General features: G+C 70.3%; 19 protein-coding genes. 7 read left to right on the top strand and 12 right to left on the bottom strand.

Going from position 1 to position 21,468, the window contains the following annotated elements; translation table 11 throughout:
* Nucleotides 1-11: 11 nt before the first annotated feature.
* Both ACIBJH_RS41045 and ACIBJH_RS41040 read right to left on the bottom strand, forming a co-directional pair.
* Entirely contained in the window at nucleotides 12-761 is a 750-nt protein-coding gene (locus ACIBJH_RS41045) for an ABC transporter permease (protein WP_359602156.1), read from the bottom strand.
* Nucleotides 762-792: 31 nt separating this feature from the next.
* On the bottom strand, nucleotides 793-1,575 hold the full coding sequence (locus ACIBJH_RS41040; RefSeq protein WP_399122049.1) for an ABC transporter ATP-binding protein: 783 nt from the start codon (nucleotides 1,573-1,575) through the stop codon (nucleotides 793-795).
* Nucleotides 1,576-1,674: 99 nt separating this feature from the next.
* On the opposite strand from ACIBJH_RS41040, the gene ACIBJH_RS41035 reads away from it, so the two are divergent.
* From ACIBJH_RS41035 to ACIBJH_RS41020, 4 genes are all read left to right on the top strand, one after another.
* Complete coding sequence (locus ACIBJH_RS41035) at nucleotides 1,675-2,316, top strand: TetR/AcrR family transcriptional regulator (RefSeq protein WP_399122047.1); 642 nt, start codon at nucleotides 1,675-1,677, stop codon at nucleotides 2,314-2,316.
* Between the two features lie 135 nt (nucleotides 2,317-2,451).
* On the top strand, nucleotides 2,452-3,300 hold the full coding sequence (locus tag ACIBJH_RS41030) for a 3-hydroxyacyl-CoA dehydrogenase family protein (protein ID WP_019073166.1): 849 nt from the start codon (nucleotides 2,452-2,454) through the stop codon (nucleotides 3,298-3,300).
* Nucleotides 3,301-3,445: 145 nt separating this feature from the next.
* A complete protein-coding gene (locus ACIBJH_RS41025) occupies nucleotides 3,446-3,769 on the top strand; it encodes an STAS domain-containing protein (RefSeq protein WP_043683078.1) in 324 nt (107 codons plus the stop codon).
* Between the two features lie 232 nt (nucleotides 3,770-4,001).
* Nucleotides 4,002-6,497 carry an ATP-binding protein gene (locus tag ACIBJH_RS41020; RefSeq protein ID WP_399122045.1) on the top strand — a complete coding sequence of 832 codons (2,496 nt, stop codon included), beginning with the start codon at nucleotides 4,002-4,004 and terminating at the stop codon, nucleotides 6,495-6,497.
* A 76-nt stretch (nucleotides 6,498-6,573) separates the two neighbouring features.
* Here ACIBJH_RS41020 and nucS read toward each other — a convergent pair whose 3' ends face one another.
* The gene (gene nucS, locus ACIBJH_RS41015; RefSeq protein ID WP_399122044.1) at nucleotides 6,574-7,245 is read right to left on the bottom strand and encodes an endonuclease NucS; all 672 of its coding nucleotides are present in this window, start codon (nucleotides 7,243-7,245) and stop codon (nucleotides 6,574-6,576) included.
* 253 nt (nucleotides 7,246-7,498) lie between these two features.
* On the opposite strand from nucS, the gene ACIBJH_RS41010 reads away from it, so the two are divergent.
* On the top strand, nucleotides 7,499-7,891 hold the full coding sequence (locus ACIBJH_RS41010; protein ID WP_399122043.1) for an SCO5389 family protein: 393 nt from the start codon (nucleotides 7,499-7,501) through the stop codon (nucleotides 7,889-7,891).
* 78 nt (nucleotides 7,892-7,969) lie between these two features.
* On the opposite strand, the gene ACIBJH_RS41005 is transcribed toward ACIBJH_RS41010, so the two are convergent.
* Nucleotides 7,970-8,998: an LLM class flavin-dependent oxidoreductase gene (locus ACIBJH_RS41005; protein WP_399122042.1), complete on the bottom strand. Its 1,029-nt coding sequence runs from the start codon at nucleotides 8,996-8,998 to the stop codon at nucleotides 7,970-7,972.
* A gap of 221 nt (nucleotides 8,999-9,219) precedes the next feature.
* On the opposite strand from ACIBJH_RS41005, the gene ACIBJH_RS41000 reads away from it, so the two are divergent.
* Nucleotides 9,220-9,552 carry an ATP/GTP-binding protein gene (locus ACIBJH_RS41000; protein ID WP_399122040.1) on the top strand — a complete coding sequence of 111 codons (333 nt, stop codon included), beginning with the start codon at nucleotides 9,220-9,222 and terminating at the stop codon, nucleotides 9,550-9,552.
* A 22-nt stretch (nucleotides 9,553-9,574) separates the two neighbouring features.
* Here ACIBJH_RS41000 and ACIBJH_RS40995 read toward each other — a convergent pair whose 3' ends face one another.
* The 5 genes from ACIBJH_RS40995 to ACIBJH_RS40975 all read right to left on the bottom strand — a co-directional run bounded on the left by ACIBJH_RS40995 (nucleotide 9,575) and on the right by ACIBJH_RS40975 (nucleotide 14,992).
* Entirely contained in the window at nucleotides 9,575-10,447 is an 873-nt protein-coding gene (locus ACIBJH_RS40995) for an ABC transporter permease (RefSeq protein WP_399122039.1), read from the bottom strand.
* On the bottom strand, nucleotides 10,444-11,682 hold the full coding sequence (locus tag ACIBJH_RS40990) for an ATP-binding cassette domain-containing protein (RefSeq protein WP_399122037.1): 1,239 nt from the start codon (nucleotides 11,680-11,682) through the stop codon (nucleotides 10,444-10,446). The genes ACIBJH_RS40995 and ACIBJH_RS40990 overlap by 4 nt, the downstream gene beginning before the upstream one ends.
* Before the next feature lie 192 nt (nucleotides 11,683-11,874).
* Nucleotides 11,875-12,645: an ABC transporter permease gene (locus ACIBJH_RS40985; protein WP_399122035.1), complete on the bottom strand. Its 771-nt coding sequence runs from the start codon at nucleotides 12,643-12,645 to the stop codon at nucleotides 11,875-11,877.
* A 1-nt stretch (nucleotide 12,646) separates the two neighbouring features.
* Nucleotides 12,647-13,618, bottom strand: coding sequence for an ABC transporter ATP-binding protein (locus ACIBJH_RS40980; protein ID WP_399122034.1), 972 nt, complete (start codon nucleotides 13,616-13,618; stop codon nucleotides 12,647-12,649).
* Between the two features lie 9 nt (nucleotides 13,619-13,627).
* Complete coding sequence (locus ACIBJH_RS40975) at nucleotides 13,628-14,992, bottom strand: MDR family MFS transporter (protein WP_399122033.1); 1,365 nt, start codon at nucleotides 14,990-14,992, stop codon at nucleotides 13,628-13,630.
* Between the two features lie 96 nt (nucleotides 14,993-15,088).
* Between ACIBJH_RS40975 and ACIBJH_RS40970 the strand changes: the two genes are divergently transcribed.
* Nucleotides 15,089-15,655 (top strand): TetR/AcrR family transcriptional regulator, encoded by a 567-nt coding sequence (locus ACIBJH_RS40970; RefSeq protein WP_399122032.1) that lies wholly within the window; start codon nucleotides 15,089-15,091, stop codon nucleotides 15,653-15,655.
* A gap of 42 nt (nucleotides 15,656-15,697) precedes the next feature.
* Here ACIBJH_RS40970 and ACIBJH_RS40965 read toward each other — a convergent pair whose 3' ends face one another.
* The 3 genes from ACIBJH_RS40965 to mce form a co-directional block, all read right to left on the bottom strand.
* Nucleotides 15,698-16,633 carry a cellulose-binding protein gene (locus tag ACIBJH_RS40965; RefSeq protein ID WP_019060749.1) on the bottom strand — a complete coding sequence of 312 codons (936 nt, stop codon included), beginning with the start codon at nucleotides 16,631-16,633 and terminating at the stop codon, nucleotides 15,698-15,700.
* A 193-nt stretch (nucleotides 16,634-16,826) separates the two neighbouring features.
* On the bottom strand, nucleotides 16,827-20,675 hold the full coding sequence (scy, locus tag ACIBJH_RS40960; protein ID WP_399122031.1) for a polarized growth protein Scy: 3,849 nt from the start codon (nucleotides 20,673-20,675) through the stop codon (nucleotides 16,827-16,829).
* Between the two features lie 209 nt (nucleotides 20,676-20,884).
* Nucleotides 20,885-21,325, bottom strand: coding sequence for a methylmalonyl-CoA epimerase (mce, locus tag ACIBJH_RS40955; RefSeq protein WP_019073152.1), 441 nt, complete (start codon nucleotides 21,323-21,325; stop codon nucleotides 20,885-20,887).
* Between the last annotated feature and the right edge of the window lie 143 nt (nucleotides 21,326-21,468).

Here is a 21,468-nt window from a genome sequence, read left to right as displayed (position 1 = left end):
GGCCAGCGTAGTTAGGCCCCGGCGGTTCGGAACACGCGTGTCCCCACCGTCACGGCCAGTACGGCGAAGCCGACCGCCACCAGCACGCCGTACAGCATGTGGGCCGTCGTGTACGAGCCGACGTAGGCGTCCCGCACCGCGTCGACCAGATAACGGAACGGCATGAAGTGCGAGAGCACGTCCAGCCAGGCCGGTGCCAGGGTCATCGGGAGCATCAGTCCGGACAGCAGCATCGACGGCATGGTCATGGCGTTGATGAGCGGGCCGAACTCCTGAGGGGTGTCGACCTTCATCGCGGCGGCGTACGACAGCGAGCCGAGCGAGACCGTCAGCAGGGCGACGAACCCGAAGCCGATCAGGACTCCGCCGAGGGGAGCGCGCAGACCCGTCGCCACGGCCGCCAGCACCAGCAGCACCGCCTGGAAGACGAACACCGTGGCATCGCGCAGCACCCGGCCCAGCAGCAGGGCGAGACGGCTCACAGGGGTCACCCGCATCCGCTCCACCACCCCCTGGCTCTTCTCGATGATGATCGTGAAGCCCGCGTACGAGGCGCCGAACAGGCCGAGTTGAAGCAGCAGCCCGGGCACCAGCACCTGCCATGAGCTGCCGCTCCCGCCGAGCGGCAGGCCCGTCAGGAGCGGGCCGAAGAACAGCAGATACAGCAGCGGCATCAGCACCCCGAAGAGCAGCGCGAAGCGGGAGCGGAGGGACTGCCGGAGGTAGCGGCCGTAGATGAGTGCGGTGTCGTGGAGAAGCATGGGGTTCCTCTACGGATACGGATTCGGGTTCCTATACGGATACGGGGGCGGCGTCGGCCGGGGCGGGACCGCGGCCGGTGATGGCGAGGAACGTGTCCTGGAGTGTCGCGTCGATCGAGCCGCCGTGCCGCAGCTTCAGCGCGCCCGGGGTGCCGTCGGCCACGACGACGCCCTTGTCGACGATGACCAGACGGTCGGCGAGGGCGTCGGCCTCGTCGAGGTAGTGGGTGGTCAGGAAGACGGTCGTGCCGTGGGCGTCGCGCAGGTGGCGGATCAGGTCCCACAGGTCGGCGCGGCTGCCGGGGTCGAGGCCGGTCGTCGGTTCGTCGAGGAACAGGACCCGCGGGCCGTGGGTGAGGGCCATCGCGATGTCGAGGCGGCGCCGCTGGCCGCCGGAGAGTGCGCCCACCTTGCGGTCGAGAAGGTCGGCGAAGCCCAGATCGCGGGCCAACTCCTCGGCGCGTACCGCTGCTTGATCCTTCGTCAGACGGTAGAGGCGACCCTGGGTGACGAGTTCCTCGCGCACTCCGATGTTCGGGTCGGCCCCGCCGGACTGGGCGACGTATCCGCACGCCCGCCGCACTCCGGCCGGATCGGCCGCCAGGTCGCAGCCCGCGACCGAGGCCGTGCCGCCGGTCGGTGCGAGCAGGGTCGTGAGCATCCGCAGGGTGGTGGTCTTGCCGGCGCCGTTCGGACCGAGAAAGCCGAGGATCTCGCCCTCGTGGACAGCGAGGTCGATGCCGCGGACGGCCTCCACGGGGCCGCGTTTGGTCTGGAAGGTGCGGGCCAGTCCGGCCGCGCTGATGACTGCCATGCCTCCCAGAAAAACAGAGACTCACCAATTTTGCAATGACTGCAAGTTTTCCAGTGACTCCAAGTTTTCAATGGGCCCAGCCAAAGCTAGGATTCGGTCATGGCAGAGGGGCTCAGGGAGCGCAAGAAGCGGCAGACCCGGCAGTACATCTCCGATGTCGCGACGGGTCTGTTCATCGAGCGCGGCTTCGACGCGGTGACCGTCGCCGAGATCGCCGACGCCGCCGACGTCTCCGTCAATACCGTCTACAACTACTTCCCGGCGAAGGAGGACCTCTTCTTCGACCGCTCCGCCGGACTGGTCGACCGGATGGTCCGCTGGGTGCGCGGCCGGAACAAGGGGGAGTCGGCCGCCGCCGCCGTCCTGCGCGAACTCCGCGAGGAGATCGAGGCGGTCTCGCCGCGGGTCGGGCTGATGCCCGGGTACGCCGCCTTCATGCGGGTCATCGAGGACGCGCCGGCGCTGCGCTCGCGGCTGTGGGCGATCGGTCAGGAGGTTCAGGCCAACCTTGAGGCGGCCCTGCGCGAGGAGACCGGCGCCGCGGACGACGACCCGATGCCGCACCTGATCGCCGGTCAGCTCGGCTGGGTGCACAGCACCGTCATGGGTGTGATCGGCCGGGAGATGGTCAGGGAGCGCAATCCGGGCGAAGTGTCACGAGAGGCCCTGGTCCTCCTCGACGACATCGAGGACCTGTTGAGCGAGAACGTCCTCAACTACGCCGTACGGGCGGTCGAATGACCCGCGCCGGTGTGATGTCCGTCAGATGAGACGTGACGCGCGTTACTAACCGGTCACACAGCGCGGCAGCTTCGCTAGTGTCCGCCGTGAGGCATACGGATACACGCTGTAAGCGTTTCAAAGGGGAGTCGCACAGTGGCACGGAAGCTTGCCGTCATCGGCGCGGGACTCATGGGTTCCGGTATCGCCCAGGTCTCCGCGCAGGCGGGCTGGGACGTCGTCCTGCGCGATGTCACCGACGAGGCTCTCAAGCGTGGCACCGACGGCATCAAGGCCTCGTACGACAAGTTCGTGAGCAAGGGGAAGCTGGAGGCGCACGACGCCGACGCGGCCCTGGGGCGGATCACGGCGACCACCGATCTCGACGCGGTCGGCGACGCGGACATCGTCGTCGAGGCCGTGTTCGAGAAGCTCGAAGTCAAGCACGAGATCTTCCGCGCGCTCGACAAGATCGTCCGCGAGGACGCCGTCCTCGCCTCCAACACCTCCGCCATCCCGATCACGAAGATCGCGGCCGTGACGGAGCGTCCGGAGCGCGTCGTGGGCACGCACTTCTTCTCGCCGGTGCCGATGATGCAGCTGTGCGAACTCGTGCGCGGCTACAAGACGAGCGACGAAACCCTCGCCACCGCGCGGGAGTTCGCCGAATCCGTCGGCAAGACCTGCATCGTCGTCAACCGTGACGTGGCCGGCTTCGTGACGACCCGTCTCATCTCGGCGCTCGTCGTCGAGGCGGCGAAGCTGTACGAGTCGGGTGTCGCCACCGCCGAGGACATCGACCTCGCCTGCAAGCTGGGCTTCGGTCACGCGATGGGCCCGCTGGCCACCGCGGATCTCACCGGCGTCGACATCCTGCTCCACGCGACCAGCAACATCTACACCGAGTCACAGGACGAGAAGTTCGCCCCGCCGGAGCTGATGCGCCGAATGGTGGACGCCGGTGACATCGGCCGCAAGAGCGGGCAGGGCTTCTACAAGCACTGAAACCGCACAGGCCCCTGCGGCATCACACGCAGGGGTGAATTCGGTATCGGTTCGCTCACAGACGGCAACCTCCCGGCACTTCGCACAGTCAGAGGTTGCATCACCCACATCACGGAGTACGCCACCGCACTCACGGGGAGCGCATATGTACATCAGGGGCGACCACGTCGAGCTGGTCGTCGGGGGCCGCCTCGACGTCCGCAGCGCGGCGGACGCCCGTACGGTCCTGCACTCGGCCGTCGACGACGGAGTCGGTGATCTGGTGCTGGACCTGTCCGAGCTCGACTCCTGGGACGCCACCGGCCTCGGCGTCATCATGGGAGCCCATCGACGGGCCGGCCGCTGCGGCCGGCGCCTGGTGCTGCGCGACGTACCGCCGCAGATGCAGCGCCTGCTCGTGGCCACCCGGCTGCACCGCATCCTCGCCATCGAGGGCGGGATCGGGGTGGAGTCGCTGCCCAGGGTCTGACCCCAGGGTGTGACGTCCGCCGGGCACAATCCTCATGAGACTGTGACGTCTCGGACGGCGCGGTACCCCGGGCTGTCGTAGATACTGTGCGAAGGTTTAGGGTTCGGTCGCCCGCTGTGTGACAACCCTTCGAGCGGGCCCGGACCAGAAGCGACAGCGCGGTGTGCAGCAAGGCCGGGAGGGGCCTGGGTCCTGTCGACCCGCACACGACGCTTTTGGGGGGCTTGGACCTATGGACCCGATCAACCGGGAACCCGAGGAGTACGGCCAGGACGGCGACGACACGTCGTCGCGCCAGCGCCCGCCCCGGGAACCGCTCACACCCGACTTCGGCCAGCACTCACCGGCGCTCGCCCGCACCGTGCAGCTGGTCACCGGTGACTTCCTGCTCACCGTCAACCCCGTCGACGGCAGCGAGATCGAGGCCTGCCCGCCCGGACAGCGGCCCGGCCGGCCGGCCAAGCTCACCGCCGCCGCCCGCGCCGAGGCCGCCCGCGCCGCCAAACCGCCCGTCCCGCCCGGCCTGAACCGGCCCGCACTCCCGCTCCTGGAACGCCAGGAGGAGCGCGAGCGGCTCGTACGGCTGCTCGCCCGCGGCCGTTCCGTACGCCTCACCGGCCCCTCGGGCTCGGGCCGCACGAGCCTTCTCGACCTCGTCGCCGAGGACTGCCTCGACCTCGCCCCCGACGGCGTGATCCGCCTCACCGGCTTCCACCGCACGGCCACCGACCTCCTCCACGACCTCTTCTACGCGGTCTACGACGCACCCCTGCACCGGCCCGCCCGGGACGAACTGCTCGCCCTGGTGCGGGAGATCGGCGCGGTCGTCGTCCTCGACGACATCGAGTTCGGCGGCGCCGCCCTGGAGGAACTCCTCGACGCGACCCCCGAGTGCGCCTTCCTGGTCGCCGCGACCCCCGAGATCCCCGCACCGGCCGCCGACTCCGTCATCGAGGAGGTCTTCCTCGGCGGCCTGCAGCGGGCCGGTGCCGTGGAGGTCCTGGAGCACGCCGTGGGCCGCGTCCTCACCGAGGAGGAGGCGAACTGGGCGGGCGACCTCTACTTCGAGTCCGAGGGCCTGCCCCTGCGCTTCGTCCAGGCCGGCGCCCTGCTCCGGCAGCGCGACGAACTGCGCGTCGGCACCAGCGTGGTGGAGGAGTTCGGCGTCTTCCAGGACATGGTCCCGGCCGACGCGCCCCCCATCACACCCGTCGACTCCGACGGGGAAGACGCCGTACCCCTGCCGTCCCTCGGCGAGGCCGCCGCGCCCGCCCCGCTGCTCGCCTCGCGGCTCAGCTCCTCGGCCCGCGCCACCCTGCGCTTCGCCGTCGCGCTCGGCGGCGAGGTGCCGCACCAGGCCCATCTGCCCGCCCTCGTCGGCGACACCCACGCGGACGCCGCCCTCGGCGAACTCGCGGCCTGCGGACTGGTCTCCCCGGTCGGCGGCCGCTACCGGCTCGCCGCCGGCGTCCAGACCCAGCTGGAGGCCGCCGGATACGGCGACGAGATCGAGGCCAGCGCCCTCATCGCCGGACTGCACTACTCCTGGTGGGCCGGACACCCCTCGGTCACCCCCCAGCGGGTCTGCGCCGAGGCGGACGCCCTGCTCGCCGCCCTCACCGTCCTCGTACCGGCGACCACCCCGCCCGGCGAGGGTGAGGAGAGCGCCACCGTCGAACTCGCCCGCACCGCCGCCCCCGCGTTCGCCGCCGGACTCCACTGGAGCGCCTGGGAACGCGCGTTGCGCTCCGGCGCCGAGGCCGCCCAGCTCGCCGGCAACGCGAGCGAACAGGCCTACTTCCAGCACGAGTTGGGCGTCCTCGCGCTCTGCGAGGGCGACCTCGACCGGGCCCGGGCCGAGCTGGAGTCCTCCATCGGCCTCCGCGACACCGCCGCCGACAAGCGCGGCAGCGTCGCGGGCCGGCGCGCCCTCGCCCTGGTCGCCGACCGCTCCGGCATCACGATCGGCCTCGGCGCCGCGGCCGGCGAGGAGGTGCCCGACGCCCGCTACGAGGAGTCCGCCTCGCCGCCCGGCGGGACCCCGACGCCCTTCCCGCCGCTCCAGCCCCCGGGCGACACCTACACCCTCGTCGCCCACCAGGCCCCGTCCGGCGGCAGCCCCACGCCCCACAACAAGGCGCGCGGCGGCCTGCGCGGCTACGCCCGGCGCAACCTCGTCGCGGCCGGCGCGGGCGCGCTGCTCGCCGCCGTCCTCGGCACCGTCGTGACCCTCGGCGCCACGTCCAACAACAACGCCGACAACCCGTCCGACAAGGTCGGCCCCGCTCCGTCCGCCAGCCAGGGCAACTCCGACGACAGCCTCGGCGCCGACCCGGCGAAGAAGGGCGACAACGGCACGGCCAGCAGCAGCCCGACCAACCCCGGCCCCGACGGGACCTACGGCACCTCGGACGACCCGACCCCGCCGTCGAGCAGCGGCACGCCTTCGGACAAGCCGAGCGGGACGAGCGGCAGGCCCACGTCGCCGACACCGTCCAGGTCCACGTCGCATTCGCCGAGTTCGACTCCGTCGCATTCGGCGTCGACTTCCCCGTCGACTTCGCCGACCACGTCCGAATCACCCTCGCCCTCGGTCACGCCGTCGGAGTCGTCCACCGCCCCGTCCACGGGAACCTCGGCGAGCGGTATCGCCTCCTCAAGTGCCCCCGTCGACACGGCCAGTTCCGCCGCCCCCGCGAGCAGCATCGCCTCGGGCACCGTGATCTGACCCTCCGTACGACACCGAAAGGGCCGGCTCCGATGATCGGAACCGGCCCTTTTCGTCGTAGGGGGATCGGAGTCGGTCAGAACAGGCGGAGTTTGTCGTCCTCGATGCCGCGCAGGGCGTCGTAGTCCAGGACCGCGCAGCCGATGCCGCGGTCCGTGGCGAGGACGCGGGCCTGCGGTTTGATCTCCTGGGCGGCGAAGATGCCGCGCACCGGGGCGAGATGGGGATCGCGGTTCAACAGCTCCAGGTAGCGCGTGAGTTGCTCCACGCCGTCGATCTCGCCGCGCCGCTTGATCTCGATCGCGACGGTCTGGCCCTCGCCGTCGCGGCACAGGATGTCGACCGGTCCGATGGCCGTCATGTACTCGCGGCGGATGAGTGTGTAGCCGTCGCCGAGGGTGTCGATGCGGTCGGCCAGCAACTCCTGGAGGTGCGCTTCCACGCCGTCCTTGATCAGGCCGGGGTCCACGCCGAGTTCGTGCGAGGAGTCGTGGAGGATCTCCTCCATCGTGATGATGAGCTTCTCGCCCGCCTTGTTGATGACGGTCCAGACGCCCTCGTCGTCCCCGGAACCCTCCTTCAGCGTGCAGGGCGGCGACATCCAGTTGAGGGGCTTGTAGGCCCGGTCGTCCGCGTGGATCGAGACGCTGCCGTCCGCCTTCACCAGGATCAGACGGGGGGCGGAGGGGAGGTGGGCGGTGAGCCGGCCCGCGTAGTCCACGGAACACCGGGCAATGACGAGACGCATGGTCGGCAACGCTACTCGACGGGCGTGGGTGCACGCGATTCGCCCTGGAAGACCCCTGACGCCCCTTGTTCATTAATGGCCGATTGTGGGCCCATTGAGAGTTCCCTATGTACGCATTCTCCTGGTGCCGCCACCTTCCGTTGCCTACCGTATAAACGGGAGGTCGCGAGGCGTGTACGCAGCGTGTTCGTAATCGCGGACTCCCTTATCTGTCCGGCAACCCCCGCGAGTTGGGGGTGCGAGAGGAGAACCCATGTCGCTCGACGTCTCACCGGCCCTACTCGAAAAGGCCGAGCGAGGCGAGGTCGACGAAGCTGAATTCGTCGACTGCGTCCGGACCTCCCTGCCTTACGCGTGGGAGATGATCAGCTCCCTGGTGGCTCAGCTGAAGGTCGACGGCGGTGCGTTCGCCGACAACCAGACGCCGCCGCCGGACGAGCGGGCACGCGGTCAGTTGCTGCGTGCGCTCGCGAGTGACGCGATACGCGGCGCGCTGCAGCGGCACTTCGGTGTGCGGCTGGCCTTCCAGAACTGCCACCGGGTGGCGGTGTTCCCGTTGGACGGCACGGTCGACGAGACGCTGGCTCGCTTCACCTCGGTGCGCAGCCAACTGCTCAACCAGTCCCCGGAGTTCAGGGACTGCTGACGAGGCGATGCGCATTGCTTGCCGCTCCGTACGCGGGAGGTGCTTTCTGTACTGGGGCGGCAAGCTCCCCGCACGTGCTCAGCCGAGGTGCGGGAGCACCTCGGCACCCAGCCGCCGTACGTTCTCCTCGGTCGACGCCAGGTCCCCGGAGCCCTCGACGAGCAGCGCGAAGCGGGAGATGCCGGTCCGTTCCGAGGTCGCCGCGAGCCGGTCCACGCACAGCCGCGGGGTGCCCACCGGGTGCAGCCCGCAGAGGAGTTCGGTGTACGCCAGCGGGTCGCGCATCGAGCGTTGGCGGTCGTCCACCGTCACATGGGCGTCCAGCCCCTGCTTCAGCCAGCCCGGCATCGCCTTCACGAGCGCCTCCACGGCGTCGGCCCGCCTGTCCGCGATCTGGCAGACCCCGGCCGACACATGGGCCGCGTCCCGGATCTCCTCCGCCGGCCGCCCGGCCGCCCGCGCCAACTGCCGCCACAGGGCGACCATCTCGGCCTTCTCCTCGTCCCCGACATGCATGCCGAGCAGCATCGGCAGGCCCCGCTCGGCCGCCAGCCGCACGCTCGCGGGCGAGGTGCAGGCGACGACGACCTCGGGGCCCGGCGCGTCCGACAGCGCCTCCGACGGCCTTGGTACGACGGGGACTTCACGGAACGCGTAGCGGTCACCGGTGCCCGCCACCGAGGGTTCGCGCAGCCAGCGCATCAGCAGATCGAGCGATTCCGGGAATCCCTGTTCGTACGCGTTCAGGCCCGCGCCGAACACCTCCAGGTCGACCCACGGTCCGCCGCGGCCCACTCCCAGCGAGAAGCGCCCGCCGCTCGTCACATGCAGCAGCGCGGCCTGCTCGCCGAGGGCGACCGGGTGGACGGTGGGCAGCACACTGACCGCGGTGCCGACGCGGATGCGCTGGGTGCGGCCCAGCAGTAACGCGGCCAGGGTGACCGCGGACGGGCAGGTGCCGTAGGGCACGAAGTGGTGTTCGGCCAGCCAGGCCGTGTCGAGACCGGCTTCCTCGGCGACCTCCACCGAGCGGACCGCACGGTGCAGGGCCTCCCCCTGGCCCTGCCCCGGGAACTGGGCCGCCAACACAAAACTTCCGACGCGCATGGTTCTTCCTGCTTCCTCGGCTCCGACACGGAGCTCCCCCACCGGGCATAACCGCCCGACACGTGCCTAGGACACGGCCTGGCGGAGAGATTTGCGGATTGTCTGCAGAATGTGCGGCCCTGAGGGGGACTTGTGTGGGTTGATGCGCTTCGCGTACCCCCGCGTGAGGCACGTACGCTGGACACAGCCCGTGCCTCCTGTATAGCCCCGTGAGGTGTTCTGTGTCCCCGCGTCGCAACCGACCCAAGGAGTCCGGTTCCTCCGGCCGGAGTGCCGACGAGGACCGCTCGGGCCGCTACGGCGGCTGGCAGTCCACGGAACACTGGCAGGGCGAGGAGTGGAGCGTGCGCCATGTCGCCGGGGCCAGCGCCGAGGGCAAGACGTACCGCTGCCCCGGCTGCGACCAGCAGATTCCCTCCGGCGTCCCGCATGTCGTGGCCTGGCCGGAGCACGCGGGCGTCGACGACCGGCGGCACTGGCACAAGGCGTGCTGGAACGCGAAGGACCGCCGCACCACACGGGTGCAGCGGTCCAGGAACGCGCCGAGGTTCTAGGAAACGGCCAACGTGGTACTGGTCACACGTCCCGCTGCTCCAGCAGCGCGACGGCGCCCGCGAACGCGACGGCCGTCACCCCCAGGATGATCCACAGCGGGTCCCAGCCCGAAGGGCCGGACTCGCTGAGGGAGTTGGAGTAGAAGACGCTCAGCTGGTTCGGGATCGAGTACTCGAACAGGGCCTGCCGTACGTTCTCCAGGGACTGCGAGAACATGAACAGGGCGACGACCAGCGGGGCGAGCACCGCGCCGATCATGATGGTGATCGCGCCCGCCGAGTGCCGGATGATCGAGCCGACGATCAGCGAGAGCAGCCCGAGCAGCGCGACGTAGAGGGAGACCCCGACGGTCCCCTTCAGCCACTCGCCGGCGGACGGGTCCTTCGCGCCGTTGTTCGCCAGCAGCGAGGCGTCCACGAAGGCGATGAACGACGTGGTCACCAGCGTCACCACGAACGCGACCGCGAAGAACACGATCGACTTCGCCGCGAGCACGCGGGCCCGGCTCGGGCACGCCGTCATCGTCGTGCGGATCATGCCGGTGCCGTACTCGGAGGCCGTGGTCAGCACGCCGAGCGTGATGATGCACATGAGGCCGAGCAGCAGTCCGAAGAAGCCCAGGGAGAGCGGGTTCTCGCCGTTCATCTCGGACGAGGAGTTGCTGACCACGACGGCGGCGAGCAGTCCGATGCCGAGCACGAGGACGATGAACACCCCGAGCGTCCAGATCGTCGAACGGACCGACTTGATCTTCGTCCACTCGGAGGCCAGCGCATGCCCGAGATGCGTGCGCACCACGGGGATCGGTGAGGTGTAACCGCCGTACGAAGGGCCGTTCGCCGCCTGCCAGTTGGGCGCGGCGGCCGGCGGCATCGGGAGCTGGGGCGTACTCATCGGGCGTCCTCGGGCTTGGTCAGGTCGGGAGTGGGAGTGGGAGTGGGCTCCGCGGGGGTGGGAGCGGCGGCCGGGGCTTGAGGTGCCTGTGTCGGCGTCTGCGGGGGCGTGGGGGGCGGAGTGGTGTACGGGCCCGGTACGCCTCCGCCGGGCGCCGCAGGAGCGGCGTACGGGTTCGTCGGCTGTCCCATGGTGAAGGGCCGGCCGCCCTGCGCCGGTGACGGTGGCGCGTACCAGCCCGGCTGGCCCTGCCCCGGCACCGGCATCGGCGGCTGCACGCCCGGCGGCAGCGGCTGCATCAGACCGGCCTTCTGGTCGGTCGTCGAGCGGTAGTCGACGGCCCCCTGCGTCATCCGCATGTACGCCTCCTCCAGCGAGGCCTGATGCGGGGACAGCTCCCACAGTCGTACGTCCGTGTCGTGTGCGATGTCGCTGATGCGGGGGAGTGGCAGGCCCGTGACGCGCAGGCCGCCGTCCTGCTCGGGCAGGACGTGGCCGCCCGCCTCGGTCAGCGCGGAGGTCAGCTTCTCGCGGAGCTGGGGTTCGGTGTCGGGTGTGCGTACGCGGGCGAAGTCGGCGGAGTTGGCCGAGATGAAGTCCCGGACGCTCATGTCGGAGAGGAGCTGGCCGCGTCCGATCACGATGAGGTGGTCCGCGGTCAGCGCCATCTCGCTCATCAGGTGCGAGGAGACGAAGACGGTACGGCCCTCCGCCGCGAGCGCCTTCATCAGGTTGCGGACCCAGAGGATGCCCTCGGGGTCGAGGCCGTTGACCGGCTCGTCGAAGAGCAGGACCTGGGGGTCGCCGAGGAGTGCGGCGGCGATGCCGAGTCTTTGGCCCATGCCGAGTGAGAAGCCCTTGGAGCGCTTTCTCGCCACGTCCTGGAGGCCCACGACCCCGAGCACCTCGTCGACGCGCCGGGCCGGGATGCCCGACAGTTGGGCCAGGCTCAGCAGATGGCTGCGGGCGCTGCGGCCGCCGTGCACGGCCTTGGCGTCGAGCAGGGCACCGACCTGACGGGGGGCGTTGGGGAGCCTGCGGTAGGGGAAGCCGCCGATCGTCACCTGTCCGGACGTGGGGTTGTCCAGGCCGAGGATCATGCGCATCGTCGTCGACTTGCCCGAGCCGTTGGGCCCGAGGAAGCCGGTGACGGCACCGGGCCGCACCTGGAAGGAAAGGTTGTACACGGCGGTCTTGTCGCCGTAGCGCTTGGTCAGGCCGACAGCCTCGATCATGCTCCGCACCCATCGAAAGGATCAGGACAGCAGGGCACACGCCCCCGTAAGGGTTAGGAGGATATCGGGGCGCTGACGGTTCCGCTCAAGAGAAAGTAAAGCCGTGGCCTTGGGTGGAGGCGGTGGAGGCGGTGGGGGTGTCGGGGGCTCGCCGTACCGCCACGCCCCGCTCCCGTGCGCTCGAAGGGGGCCCTACGCGTCCCGTCGCTTCAGCAGGACGTACGCGCCTAGCAGGGCCGCGGCCACCCACAGGGCCATGATTCCGAAGCCGCCCCAGGGGCCGTACGGTGCGGAGTCGTCGACCGGGGTGACCACCTGCATGATCTTGCTGCCGGCCTGGTCGGGGAGGTACTGGCCGATCTTCTTCGTCGCGGAGACGTTGCCGAGGATGTTGGAGATCAGGAAGAAGAACGGCATCAGGATGCCCAGCGACAGCATCGGTGAGCGCAGCATCGAGGCGACGCCCATGGAGAACATCGCGATCAGGGTCATGTAGAGGCCGCCGCCGATCACCGCGCGCAGCACGCCGGAGTCGCCGATCTCCGCCTTGTGGGAGCCGAGCATCGCCTGGCCCAGGAAGAACGTGACGAAGCTGGTCACCAGGCCGACGAGGAGGCAGAGCCCGGTGGCCACCGCGATCTTGCCGAAGAGGAAGGTGCCGCGCTGGGGGACGGCCGCGAGGGACGTGCGGATCATGCCGGTGCTGTACTCGTTCGATACGACCAGGACCCCGAACACGATCATGGCCAGCTGGCCGAGGCTCATCCCGGCGAAGCTGATGAAGGTCGGGTCGAAGGAGAGTTTGTCCTTGGCGCTCATGTCGTCGAACTGGTTCTTCGACAGTGCCGAGATCAGCATGCCGAGCCCGATCGTCACCACCAGGGCGAGGGACAGAGTCCAGATTGTCGATGCCACCGAGCGGATCTTCGTCCACTCCGAACGGATGACCTGGGTCGCCGCCATGTCAGTCCTTCCTCCAGCCGTCGCCCCAGCTCTGCTGTTGCTCGGCAGGTGCGACGGGGAGTGGTGCATCGGAATGTGCGTGGTACTCCACCGACTCCGCGGTCAGCTGCATGAACGCCTCCTCCAGGGAGGCCTGTTGGGGACTCAGCTCGTGCAGCACGAGCTGGTGCTGCGCCGCCAGCTCGCCGATCTGCTCGGACTTGCCGCCGTCCACCTCAAGGGTCCCGTTGCCCGATTCGACGACGGTGATCCCGGCCTGGTGGAGTACGTCCAGCAGCCGCTCGCGGTTCGGGGTGCGGATCCGTACGTACGACCGCGAGTTCTGCTGGATGAAGTCGGCCATGGAGGTGTCCGCGAGGAGGCGGCCCTGGCCGATGACGACGAGGTGATCGGCCGTCAGCGCCATCTCGCTCATCAGGTGGGAAGACACGAAGACCGTACGGCCTTGCGCGGCCAGGGACTTCATCAGGTTGCGGATCCAGTGGATGCCCTCGGGGTCGAGGCCGTTGACCGGCTCGTCGAACATGAGGATGCGTGGGTCGCCGAGGAGTGCGCCCGCGATGCCCAGCCGCTGGCCCATGCCGAGGGAGAAGCCTTTGGCCTTCTTCTTGGCCACGGTCGTCAGTCCGACGGTGTCGAGCACCTCGTGTACCCGGCTGTTCGGGATGCCGTTGCTCTGTGCCAGGCACAGGAGATGGTTGAAGGCGCTGCGGCCGCCGTGCATGGCCTTGGCGTCGAGGAGGGCGCCGATGTACGTCAGCGGGTCCTTGAGCTGGTCGTAGTGCCGGCCGTCGATGCGTACGTCACCGGCGGTCGGCCGGTCGAGACCGAGCATCATGCGCATGGTCGTCGACTTGCCGGCGCCGTTCGGGCCGAGGAAGCCCGTGACGATTCCGGGCCGGACGGCGAAGGTGAGGTTGTTCACCGCCACCTTCTCGCCGTACCGCTTTGTCAGCCCCTCAACCTCGATCATGCGGCCACGTTAGGACCGCTGTTGGGCTGATGCCACCCGGACGGGCAAACAGAGTCCGACGGCGCAGGCAACAACCGTGAACGCCGTCGCCCAGGCGAACGCGTGCGGGAACGCCGGAGTGCCGTGGCCGTGCGCGAGGATCGTCGCCAGTACTACGGTGCCGACGCCGCCGCCCAGCTGCTGCACGATCCGGATGCTGGTGCTCGCGTGCGGGATGTGGGCCCGGTCCAGACCCTGGTAGGCGCCCACCATGACCGCCATGTTGGCCGCGCTCACCCCGAGTCCGCGCACCACCAGGGCGAGCGCGAGCAGGACGGCGCCGGGGTGCGGGAAGAGGAAGGGGAGGGTGCCGAGCGCGCAGAGGAGCATGCCTGACACGACGACCGGGCGGGGTCCGAGGCGGTCGGTGAGTGGTCCGGTGGCCCGGGCCAGCAGGCTGCCCAGACCCTGCGGTGCCAGCAGCAGTCCGGTCGCGATCACGCCCTCGCCGCGCACCTGTTGGTAGTAGAGGGGGAGCAGGAACATCCCGCCGAAGAGGGCCAGCCCGTTCAGGAACGTCAGGAGGGAGGAGAGGGCGAAGGTGCGGTTCTTGAACAGGCGGAGGTCTACGAGGGGGGCGCGGGCACGGAGTGCGTGGCGGGTGAACAGGGCTGTCAGTACGAGGCCGACCGGGATCGCGGTCGCGCGGGCCGTGCCGGTCTCGGACAGGCCGTAGACCAGGGTGGCGAGGCCGGGGGAGAGGAGCAGGAGGCCGGTCAGGTCCAGGTGGTGGCCGGGGCTGGGGGTGTCCTTCGGGACTCCGCGCCAGGCCAGGGCCAGGGCCAGAAGGCAGACGGGCAGGTTGACGTAGAAGATCCAGCGCCAGCTGAGGTGGCCGACGATCAGGCCGCCGAGGACCGGGCCGAGGATCGGTACGACCATGGCGGGCAGGGTGATCGCCCCCATCAGGCGGCCTAGGCTGCGGCCTCCGGCGGCGCGCATCACCAGGGTCTGGAGGACGGGCAGCAGCAGGCCGCCGCCTATGCCCTGGAGGACCCGGAAAGCGATCAGTGAGCCGATGTTCCAGGCGAGGGCGCAGAGGATGGATCCGGTCAGGAAGAGGGTGAGCGCGCCCAGCCAGACGTGGCGGGAGTCGTAGCGCTCGACCGCCCAGCCGGAGATCGGGACGACCGTGGCGAGGGCCAGGAGGTAGGCCGTACTGACCCATTGCAGGCTCGTTGTTGAGGCGCCCAAGTCGTGGCCCAGGGTGTGCAGGGCTATGGAGACGATCGTGCTGTCGAGGAGTGGGGCGAGGGCGCCCAGGACGAGGATGCCGGCGAGTTTGCGGACGGCGGGGTCGAGGCGTTCGGTGCGGTGGACTGTGGTGGCAGGCAAGGTGGTCCCCCTTAGAGACGGTGCGTCTCTTATTGCGTCCACGATAGGCTGGCTGCGATAAGAGACGCAAGGTCTCCTGGGTGGAAGGTGCCGGTGATGACCGGAGAGCAGACGCGGCGGCGCGGGGCCGCGCTGGAGGCCGACATCCTGGACGCCGTATGGGAGGAGCTGGCCGCGGTCGGCTACGCCCGGCTCACCATGGAGGGCGTTGCCGTCCGTGCCCGTACCGGTAAGCAGGTTCTCTACCGGCGCTGGCCCAACCGCGCCGAACTCGTGAAAGCCGCCATGTCCCATCGCACCGGCACCGTCGCCGGCCGGATCCCCGACACCGGGGAGCTGCGTGAGGACGTACTGACCCTTCTGCGGATGATGGTCGCGCGGCAGCGGGAGATCGGGTCCGACGTCATCCGGGGGCTGCTCGCGGAGGCGCCCGACCTGGATCCGAAGGTGTTCGGGATCGTTTACGACATCCTGCTGCCCATGCTTCAGCGGGCCGTGCTGCGGGGGGAGATCCCCACCGCCGAGCTTTCCCGGCGGGCCGTCACCGTCCCCGCCCAGCTCTTGCGTTACGAGATGGTCATCTCGCATGAACCGGTCGTCGATTCCACGCTCGTGGAGATCGTCGACGATGTGTATCTGCCGTTGCTGCGTGGGTACGGCTGAGGCCCGCACCCCCGGAGGGAATGCGGGCCTCAGCCGTACGAACTACCGGGACTGCTGAGCCGGAACCCCACGGGAGATGGGCTCGTCCTCGACCGGCGAGCTCGCGGCGGCCACCGCGGCGCCGGTGAGCGTGGCGAGCATCTCGCGCACGTTCGTCAGCTGCGCGTTGATGCTGTCGCGGCGGTTGGTGAGGGCGGCCAGCTCGCGCTCGGACTCCGAACGGATGCGGTCGGCCTTGGCGTTCGCGTCGGCCACGATGTCCTCGGCCTGGCGCTGAGCCGTCTCCACCGTCTGCCGGGCGCGGCGCTCGGCGTCCGTACGCAGCTTCTCCGCCTCAAGACGGAGCTGCTCCGCGCGGTGCTCGATCTCCGCGAGACGCTTCTCCGCCTTCTGCTGACGCGACGCCAGGTCCCGCTCGGACTGCTCGCGGCGCTTGGCGAGGTTCGTCTCGAAGTCGGCGGCGGCCTGCGCGGCCTTGGCGCGGGTCTCCTCGAAGAGGGCGTCGGCCTCCTCGCGCTTCTGCTGGGCGTCCTTCTGGGCCTCGCCACGCAGCTGCGCGGAGTCGCTCTTGGCCTTCTCGACGATCCGGACGCCCTCGTCCTCCGCCTTGGCCTTGCGCTCCGCAGCGAACGATTCTGCGTCGTTGCGGACCTGCTGGGCAGCGGACTCCGCGAGTTCGCGGTGCTGCTCGGCCGCGCGCCGGGCCTCCTCGCGCAGATCCTTGGCCTCTTCCTCGGCGAGGCGGAGGATCTTCTCGACCCGCGCGCCGAGGCCGGCGTACGACGGCTCGGCGTCGCTTACCTGGGCCGCGGCGTTCTGCGTTTCGAGGTGGAGCTCCTCGATGCGCTTTTCAAGAGCAGTGATACGAGCCAGAGCGCTGTCACGGTCGGAGACGAGCTTCGAGATGCGTTCGTCCACCTGAGCGCGGTCGTACCCACGCCGCACAAGCTCGAAGCCGTAGGGGGAAGTGTCGCTCATGGGGTTCCTGTCGAATGAGACCGGTGAGGTGATAGGTGGAATCCTAGGGGCCGAAGCGGTGTGTCATCGAGCGGATGCGTGTTTGATCTGGAGAATGACACCCCTTTTGAGTGGCTAACCGTCCGACCGCTTGCCAAAGACCGGGTCAAAGGCCCCAGAACGCCCGAACCTCACAGCAGGTTCTTAAGCTTCGTCAGCCCTCAACCGACTTGCCACCCGAACGAGTTGCGCCCGCGGCGGCGCCGGCCTTGACCGCGCCGTCCTTGGCCGCGGCCGGGGCCTCAAAAGACTCCAACGCCTCAAGGACGTCCTGGACACGGGAGATTTCGGCATTGATGTCCTCGCGGCGGCGGACCAGCACGTCGAGTTCGCGCTTGCCCTCCTCCACCGTGCGCCGGGCCTCGCGGATCGCCTCCGCCTTCAGGTCCTCGGCCTCACGGATGAGCGTGGCCTTCTTCTGCTCGGCCTCCTTGAGGAGACCCTCCGCCTTCTTCACCGCGGCGATACGGACCTTGCCCGCCTCGGAGTTGGCCTCCGAGACCAGCTCCTTGGCCTTCATCTGAGCCTTGCCGAGCTGCTCCTCGGCCGCCTTGATGAGCGCGTCGCAGCGGTCGCCGGCCGACCTCATCGTCTCCGCGGACTCACGGCGGGCCCGCTCGTGCAGACTCTCGATCTCGCTCGTGATGCGGTCGCGCAGCTCCTCGGCCCGCTCCCTTATGGCGGTGGCGTCCCGGCGCGCGCCGACCAGCAGCTCGTCCGCGTCCGTACGGGCCTGCTCCACCCGGGAGTTGCCCTCGACCGTGCCCTCGGACACCAGCCGGTCGGCCTCGGCGCGGGCCGCGCCGACCATGGAGTCGGCCTGTGCCTCGGCGTCCGCCGTCGTCTTCTGTGCCTGCTGCTGCGCCTCGCTGAGGAGCTTGTCGGCCTCCGCCGCGGTCTCCGTGATGAGCGTGTCGACCTGCTCGGCGACGTCCGACCGGCGTTTGTTGGCCTCCTTGCGGGCCTCGTCCAGCGTCCGCTCGGACTCCTCGCGCGCCGCCGTGGTGACCCGCTCGGCCTCCGCCTTCGCGTCCGCCCGCAGCCGCGCGGCCTCCGCCCGGGTCCGCTCGGCGTGCAGCTGCGCGGCACCGACCGTCTCGGCGGCCTCGGCGCGCAGCCGCTCCGCGTCCCCGGTCGCGTCCGAGATCAGCTTCTCCGCCTTGGCCACGGCCTCCGCGCGCACCCGCTCGGCCTCGTTGGCCGTCTCCGTCTGGAGCCGCTCCGCCTCCGCCGTCACCTCGGTGATGAGGGTGTCGGCCTGCGTCGCCGCGTCCGAACGGATCCGGTTGGCGTCCTCGCGGGCGTCCGCGCGGGCCCGCGCCGCGTCCTGGTCGGCCTGCGCGATCGCGTCCGCCGCCTCCGTGCGCCCCCGCTGGAGGTGCTCGGCGGCCTCCGAACGCATCCGCTCGGCCTCCGCGATCGCCTCAGCGACCGTGCGCTCCGCGAGCGCCTTCGCGGCGTCCGTCTCCTCGCCGGCCACGCGCCGGATGCGGTTGGCGTCCTCGGTGGCCCGCTCCCGCTCGCTGTAGGCGTCGGCGCGGACCCGGTCCGCCTCCTCCTGCGCCTCGCGCCGGGTGCGGTCCGCCACGTGCTCGGCGGCCGACCTGATGCCCTGGATGTCCTCCTGGGCCTGCTCGTGCAGCCCGGCGACGGACTCCCGCACCTGCTGCGCGTGCTGCTCGGCGCCCGACACCATCTCGGTGGCGCGCCGGTCGGCCTCCTCGACCAGCCGCAGCGCCTCGGACTGCGCCTCCTCGACGCGGTTGCGCGCCGAGGCCAGCAGCTCCTCGCTCTGCTCGCGGGCCCGCTCGCGCTCCTGCCCGGCCTCCTCACGGGCCGACCCGAGCAGCTCCTCGGCCTCACGACGACGCCGTACGGCCTCCTCCTGGGCGGCGGCCAGCGTCTCCGAGGCCTCGATGGCGAGGCGCTCGGCGGCGGCCTGCGCCTCCGCGCGGACCCGGTCGGCGGTGTCCTGCGCCTCGGTCTTGAGCCGCTCGGCCTCGGCCGCGGCCTCGGACCGCAGTCGTACGGCGATGGCCTCGCCCTCGGCGCGAGAGGCGGACGCGTCGCCGGCGGCCTCGTTGCGCAGCCGGTCGGCCTCCGCCTCGGCCTGCGCCTGGAGGGAGCGGATGCGGTCGGCGGCCTCGCCGCGCAGGCGTTCCGTCTCCTCGGCGGCCTCGCGGCGGATCCGCTCGGCCTCCTCGCGGGCGTCGGTCAGGGCCTGTTCGGCCGCGGCGAGCCGCTCCTCGGTCTCGGTGTGCAGCCGCGTCAGGCTCTCGGCGGCCTCCTCGCGGCGTGCCTCTATGGCCCGCTCGGTCTCGTCGCGCAGATCGCGCGCGGCCTGTTCGGCGTCCGCCTTGATGCCCTCGGACTGCTCGATGACCTCCGCGCGGTGCCGCTCGGCCTCCTTGCGGGTGCGGTCGAGGGTCTCCTCGGCCTGCCGGCGCAGGGTGGTGGCGCGCTCGATGGCCTCGGTGCGGACCTTCTCGCTGTCCGTGGTGGCGGTCTGGCGCAGCTCGTCGGCGTCGGCCCGGGCCTTGGACAGCAGCTCCTCGGCGGTCCTGGCCGCCTCCTCGATCTGCTGGACGGCCTCGCGGCGGGCCTCGGCGCGGATGCGCTCGCCCTCGCCGACCGCGTCGGCGCGCAGCTGCTCGGCCTCGCCGCGCAGCCGACGCGCTTCTTCCTGCAGCTCGACCGTCTTGGCCCGGTACTCCTTGGTGTCGTCCTTGGCCGTGCCCTTGAGCTGTTCGGCGATGTCGTGCGCCTGGGCGCGCAGCCGGTCGGCCTCGGCCTCCGCCTCGGAGCGGATCCGCTCGGCCTCCTCGGTGGCGGCCTTCGTGGTGTTCTTGGCGTCCTCGGACGCCTTGTCGAGGACGTCCTCGGCGGTGCGGGCGGCCTTGGCGAGCTGGGAGGCGGTCTCCTCGGCGGTGAGGCTGCGGGCGTTCTCCTCGGCCTCCGCGACGATCTTCTCGGCCTTGGCCAGGGCGTCGGCGACGATCTGATCGGCGTCGGCCTTGGTGGTCTCGGCCTCTTTGGTGGCCTCGGTGACGAGCCGGGCGACCTGTTCCTTCGCGGTCCGGGTGCGCTGCTCGTTGGCGGACTCGGCGCTCGCGAGGGCCTTGGCCGCGGCCTCCTTGGCCTCGGTGAGGACCTTCTCGGCCTCCAGACGCGCTTCCCGCAGTGAGGTTTCGGCCTCCGCCATGCGCGTCTCGGCGGCCCGGCTCATCTCGGTGGCCTGCCGGCGGGCGGAGTCCGACTCGTTGACCGTGGAGCTGCGCAGCTGTTCGGCGTGGTCGGTGGCTTCCTGGGCCTGGCTGGAGGCCGCGTTCAGCAGGCGTTCGGCGTCCGTGCGGGCGCGCCGCAGAAGTGCCTCGGCCTCCGAGCGGGCGGCCTCGGCGTCCATCTCCAGCCGCTGGCGGGCCTCGGCGGCGACCCGCTCGGCCTCGGCGCGGGCGGCGGCCAGCGCCTGCTCGGCCTCGGCGCGGGACTCCTCGACGAGCCGGCGGGCCTGTGCCTCGGAGCGGGCGCGCAGCTGCTCGGCCCACGCCACGTTCTCGTTGACGTGCGACTCGACGGTCTGCCGGCGTTCGCCCAGCTCCTGGTCGAGCTGCTGGCGCCGGGTCACGGCCTCCTGGTGCAGTTCCGCCTGGAGGCGGGCGGCGTTCTCCGCGTGTTCCTGGAGGATGCGCTGGGTCTGCGCGCGGGCCTGGCTCAGCTCCCGCTCGGCGTCCTGGCGCAGCTGGTCGGCCTGGATCTGGGCATTACGGAGCATCTGCTCGGCCTGGTAGCCGATGTCGCCGCCCTCGTATGCCGGGCGGGACATGAGGGTGCGGCGCGCCTCGTGGAGCTTGGCGCGCAACACCTCGACCTGGTAGCCGAGGTCCTCGGCATGCTGGATCGCCTTTTCCCGCTCGGTCTTCAGCCGCTCCATCTCGGCCTCGAACCGAGAGAGGTGGTCGACGTCAGCCGCCGGCTCTCGCTCCTGGCGTTCGTAGCCCCGCACTGCGCGGTCCCATCCGTCCCCTGGTCGCGGTTTACTCCAACGAGCGCCGTCCATCCAACGGACGGTGCTCCCGGGGAATGGTGTCAGATCAACGGCGGAGCCCGAGCTGCTGCCCTGACGCTCGCCCCCCGAAACCGGACCCCGGCATGCCGTTGCCCTGGTTGCGAGCGACGACCGACCCCAACCCTACCGGCCCATATGTACGAGGGTCAGTGCTCAGGTGACTCAACAGGCGCCGAAGTGACCAGTTCTGTCAGTACGCCATGGCAATCCTTCGGGTGCAGGAACGTGATCCGTGACCCCATGGAGCCGCGTCGCGGCTCCTCGTACAGAACGCGTACGCCCTTCCCGCGGATGTCCTCGGAGTCCGTGTCGACGTCGGCCGTGCCGAAGGCGATGTGGTGAACCCCCTCCCCGTTCTTCGCCAGCCACTTTCCCACGGCGGAGTCCTCGCGGGTGGGTTCGAGGAGCTGGAGGTAGGAGGCGCCGCCGTCGTCCGTGTTGTTGATCTTCAACATGGCCTCGCGCACGCCCTGTTCCTCGTTGACCTCGGAGTGGAACACCTCGAAGCCGTACGTGGCCCGGTAGAACTCGACTGTGGTGTCGAGGTCGAAGCAGGCGATCCCGATGTGGTCGATTCGCGTCAGCATGTATGTAGTGCAGCGCTCACCGGGTGGTTACGCAACGTGCGCGCGATCACACCGACGGCCCGATGACGGGGTGGTCTACCGCTCAGTACATTTCAAGTAAACCCTCGTTCACTCCTCAGCTGAAACACGCTGGAAGGGGATCG

Origin of the sequence: Streptomyces sp. NPDC050548 (assembly GCF_044457385.1) — a bacterium.
In the GTDB taxonomy this organism is placed as follows: domain Bacteria; phylum Actinomycetota; class Actinomycetes; order Streptomycetales; family Streptomycetaceae; genus Streptomyces.
This window is presented reverse-complemented; position numbering and strand designations above follow the sequence as displayed.

Excerpts from the sequence above, each read along its gene's own strand:
- ACIBJH_RS41045 (WP_359602156.1), bottom strand. The coding sequence starts at position 761 with ATGCTTCTCCACGACACCGCACTCATCTACGGCCGCTACCTCCGGCAG.
- ACIBJH_RS41040 (WP_399122049.1), bottom strand. The coding sequence starts at position 1,575 with ATGGCAGTCATCAGCGCGGCCGGACTGGCCCGCACCTTCCAGACCAAA.
- ACIBJH_RS41035 (WP_399122047.1), top strand. The coding sequence starts at position 1,675 with ATGGCAGAGGGGCTCAGGGAGCGCAAGAAGCGGCAGACCCGGCAGTAC.
- ACIBJH_RS41025 (WP_043683078.1), top strand. The coding sequence starts at position 3,446 with ATGTACATCAGGGGCGACCACGTCGAGCTGGTCGTCGGGGGCCGCCTC.
- ACIBJH_RS41020 (WP_399122045.1), top strand. The coding sequence starts at position 4,002 with ATGGACCCGATCAACCGGGAACCCGAGGAGTACGGCCAGGACGGCGAC.
- nucS (WP_399122044.1), bottom strand. The coding sequence starts at position 7,245 with ATGCGTCTCGTCATTGCCCGGTGTTCCGTGGACTACGCGGGCCGGCTC.
- ACIBJH_RS41010 (WP_399122043.1), top strand. The coding sequence starts at position 7,499 with ATGTCGCTCGACGTCTCACCGGCCCTACTCGAAAAGGCCGAGCGAGGC.
- ACIBJH_RS41005 (WP_399122042.1), bottom strand. The coding sequence starts at position 8,998 with ATGCGCGTCGGAAGTTTTGTGTTGGCGGCCCAGTTCCCGGGGCAGGGC.
- ACIBJH_RS40995 (WP_399122039.1), bottom strand. The coding sequence starts at position 10,447 with ATGAGTACGCCCCAGCTCCCGATGCCGCCGGCCGCCGCGCCCAACTGG.
- ACIBJH_RS40990 (WP_399122037.1), bottom strand. The coding sequence starts at position 11,682 with ATGATCGAGGCTGTCGGCCTGACCAAGCGCTACGGCGACAAGACCGCC.
- ACIBJH_RS40985 (WP_399122035.1), bottom strand. The coding sequence starts at position 12,645 with ATGGCGGCGACCCAGGTCATCCGTTCGGAGTGGACGAAGATCCGCTCG.
- ACIBJH_RS40980 (WP_399122034.1), bottom strand. The coding sequence starts at position 13,618 with ATGATCGAGGTTGAGGGGCTGACAAAGCGGTACGGCGAGAAGGTGGCG.
- ACIBJH_RS40970 (WP_399122032.1), top strand. The coding sequence starts at position 15,089 with ATGACCGGAGAGCAGACGCGGCGGCGCGGGGCCGCGCTGGAGGCCGAC.
- ACIBJH_RS40965 (WP_019060749.1), bottom strand. The coding sequence starts at position 16,633 with ATGAGCGACACTTCCCCCTACGGCTTCGAGCTTGTGCGGCGTGGGTAC.
- mce (WP_019073152.1), bottom strand. The coding sequence starts at position 21,325 with ATGCTGACGCGAATCGACCACATCGGGATCGCCTGCTTCGACCTCGAC.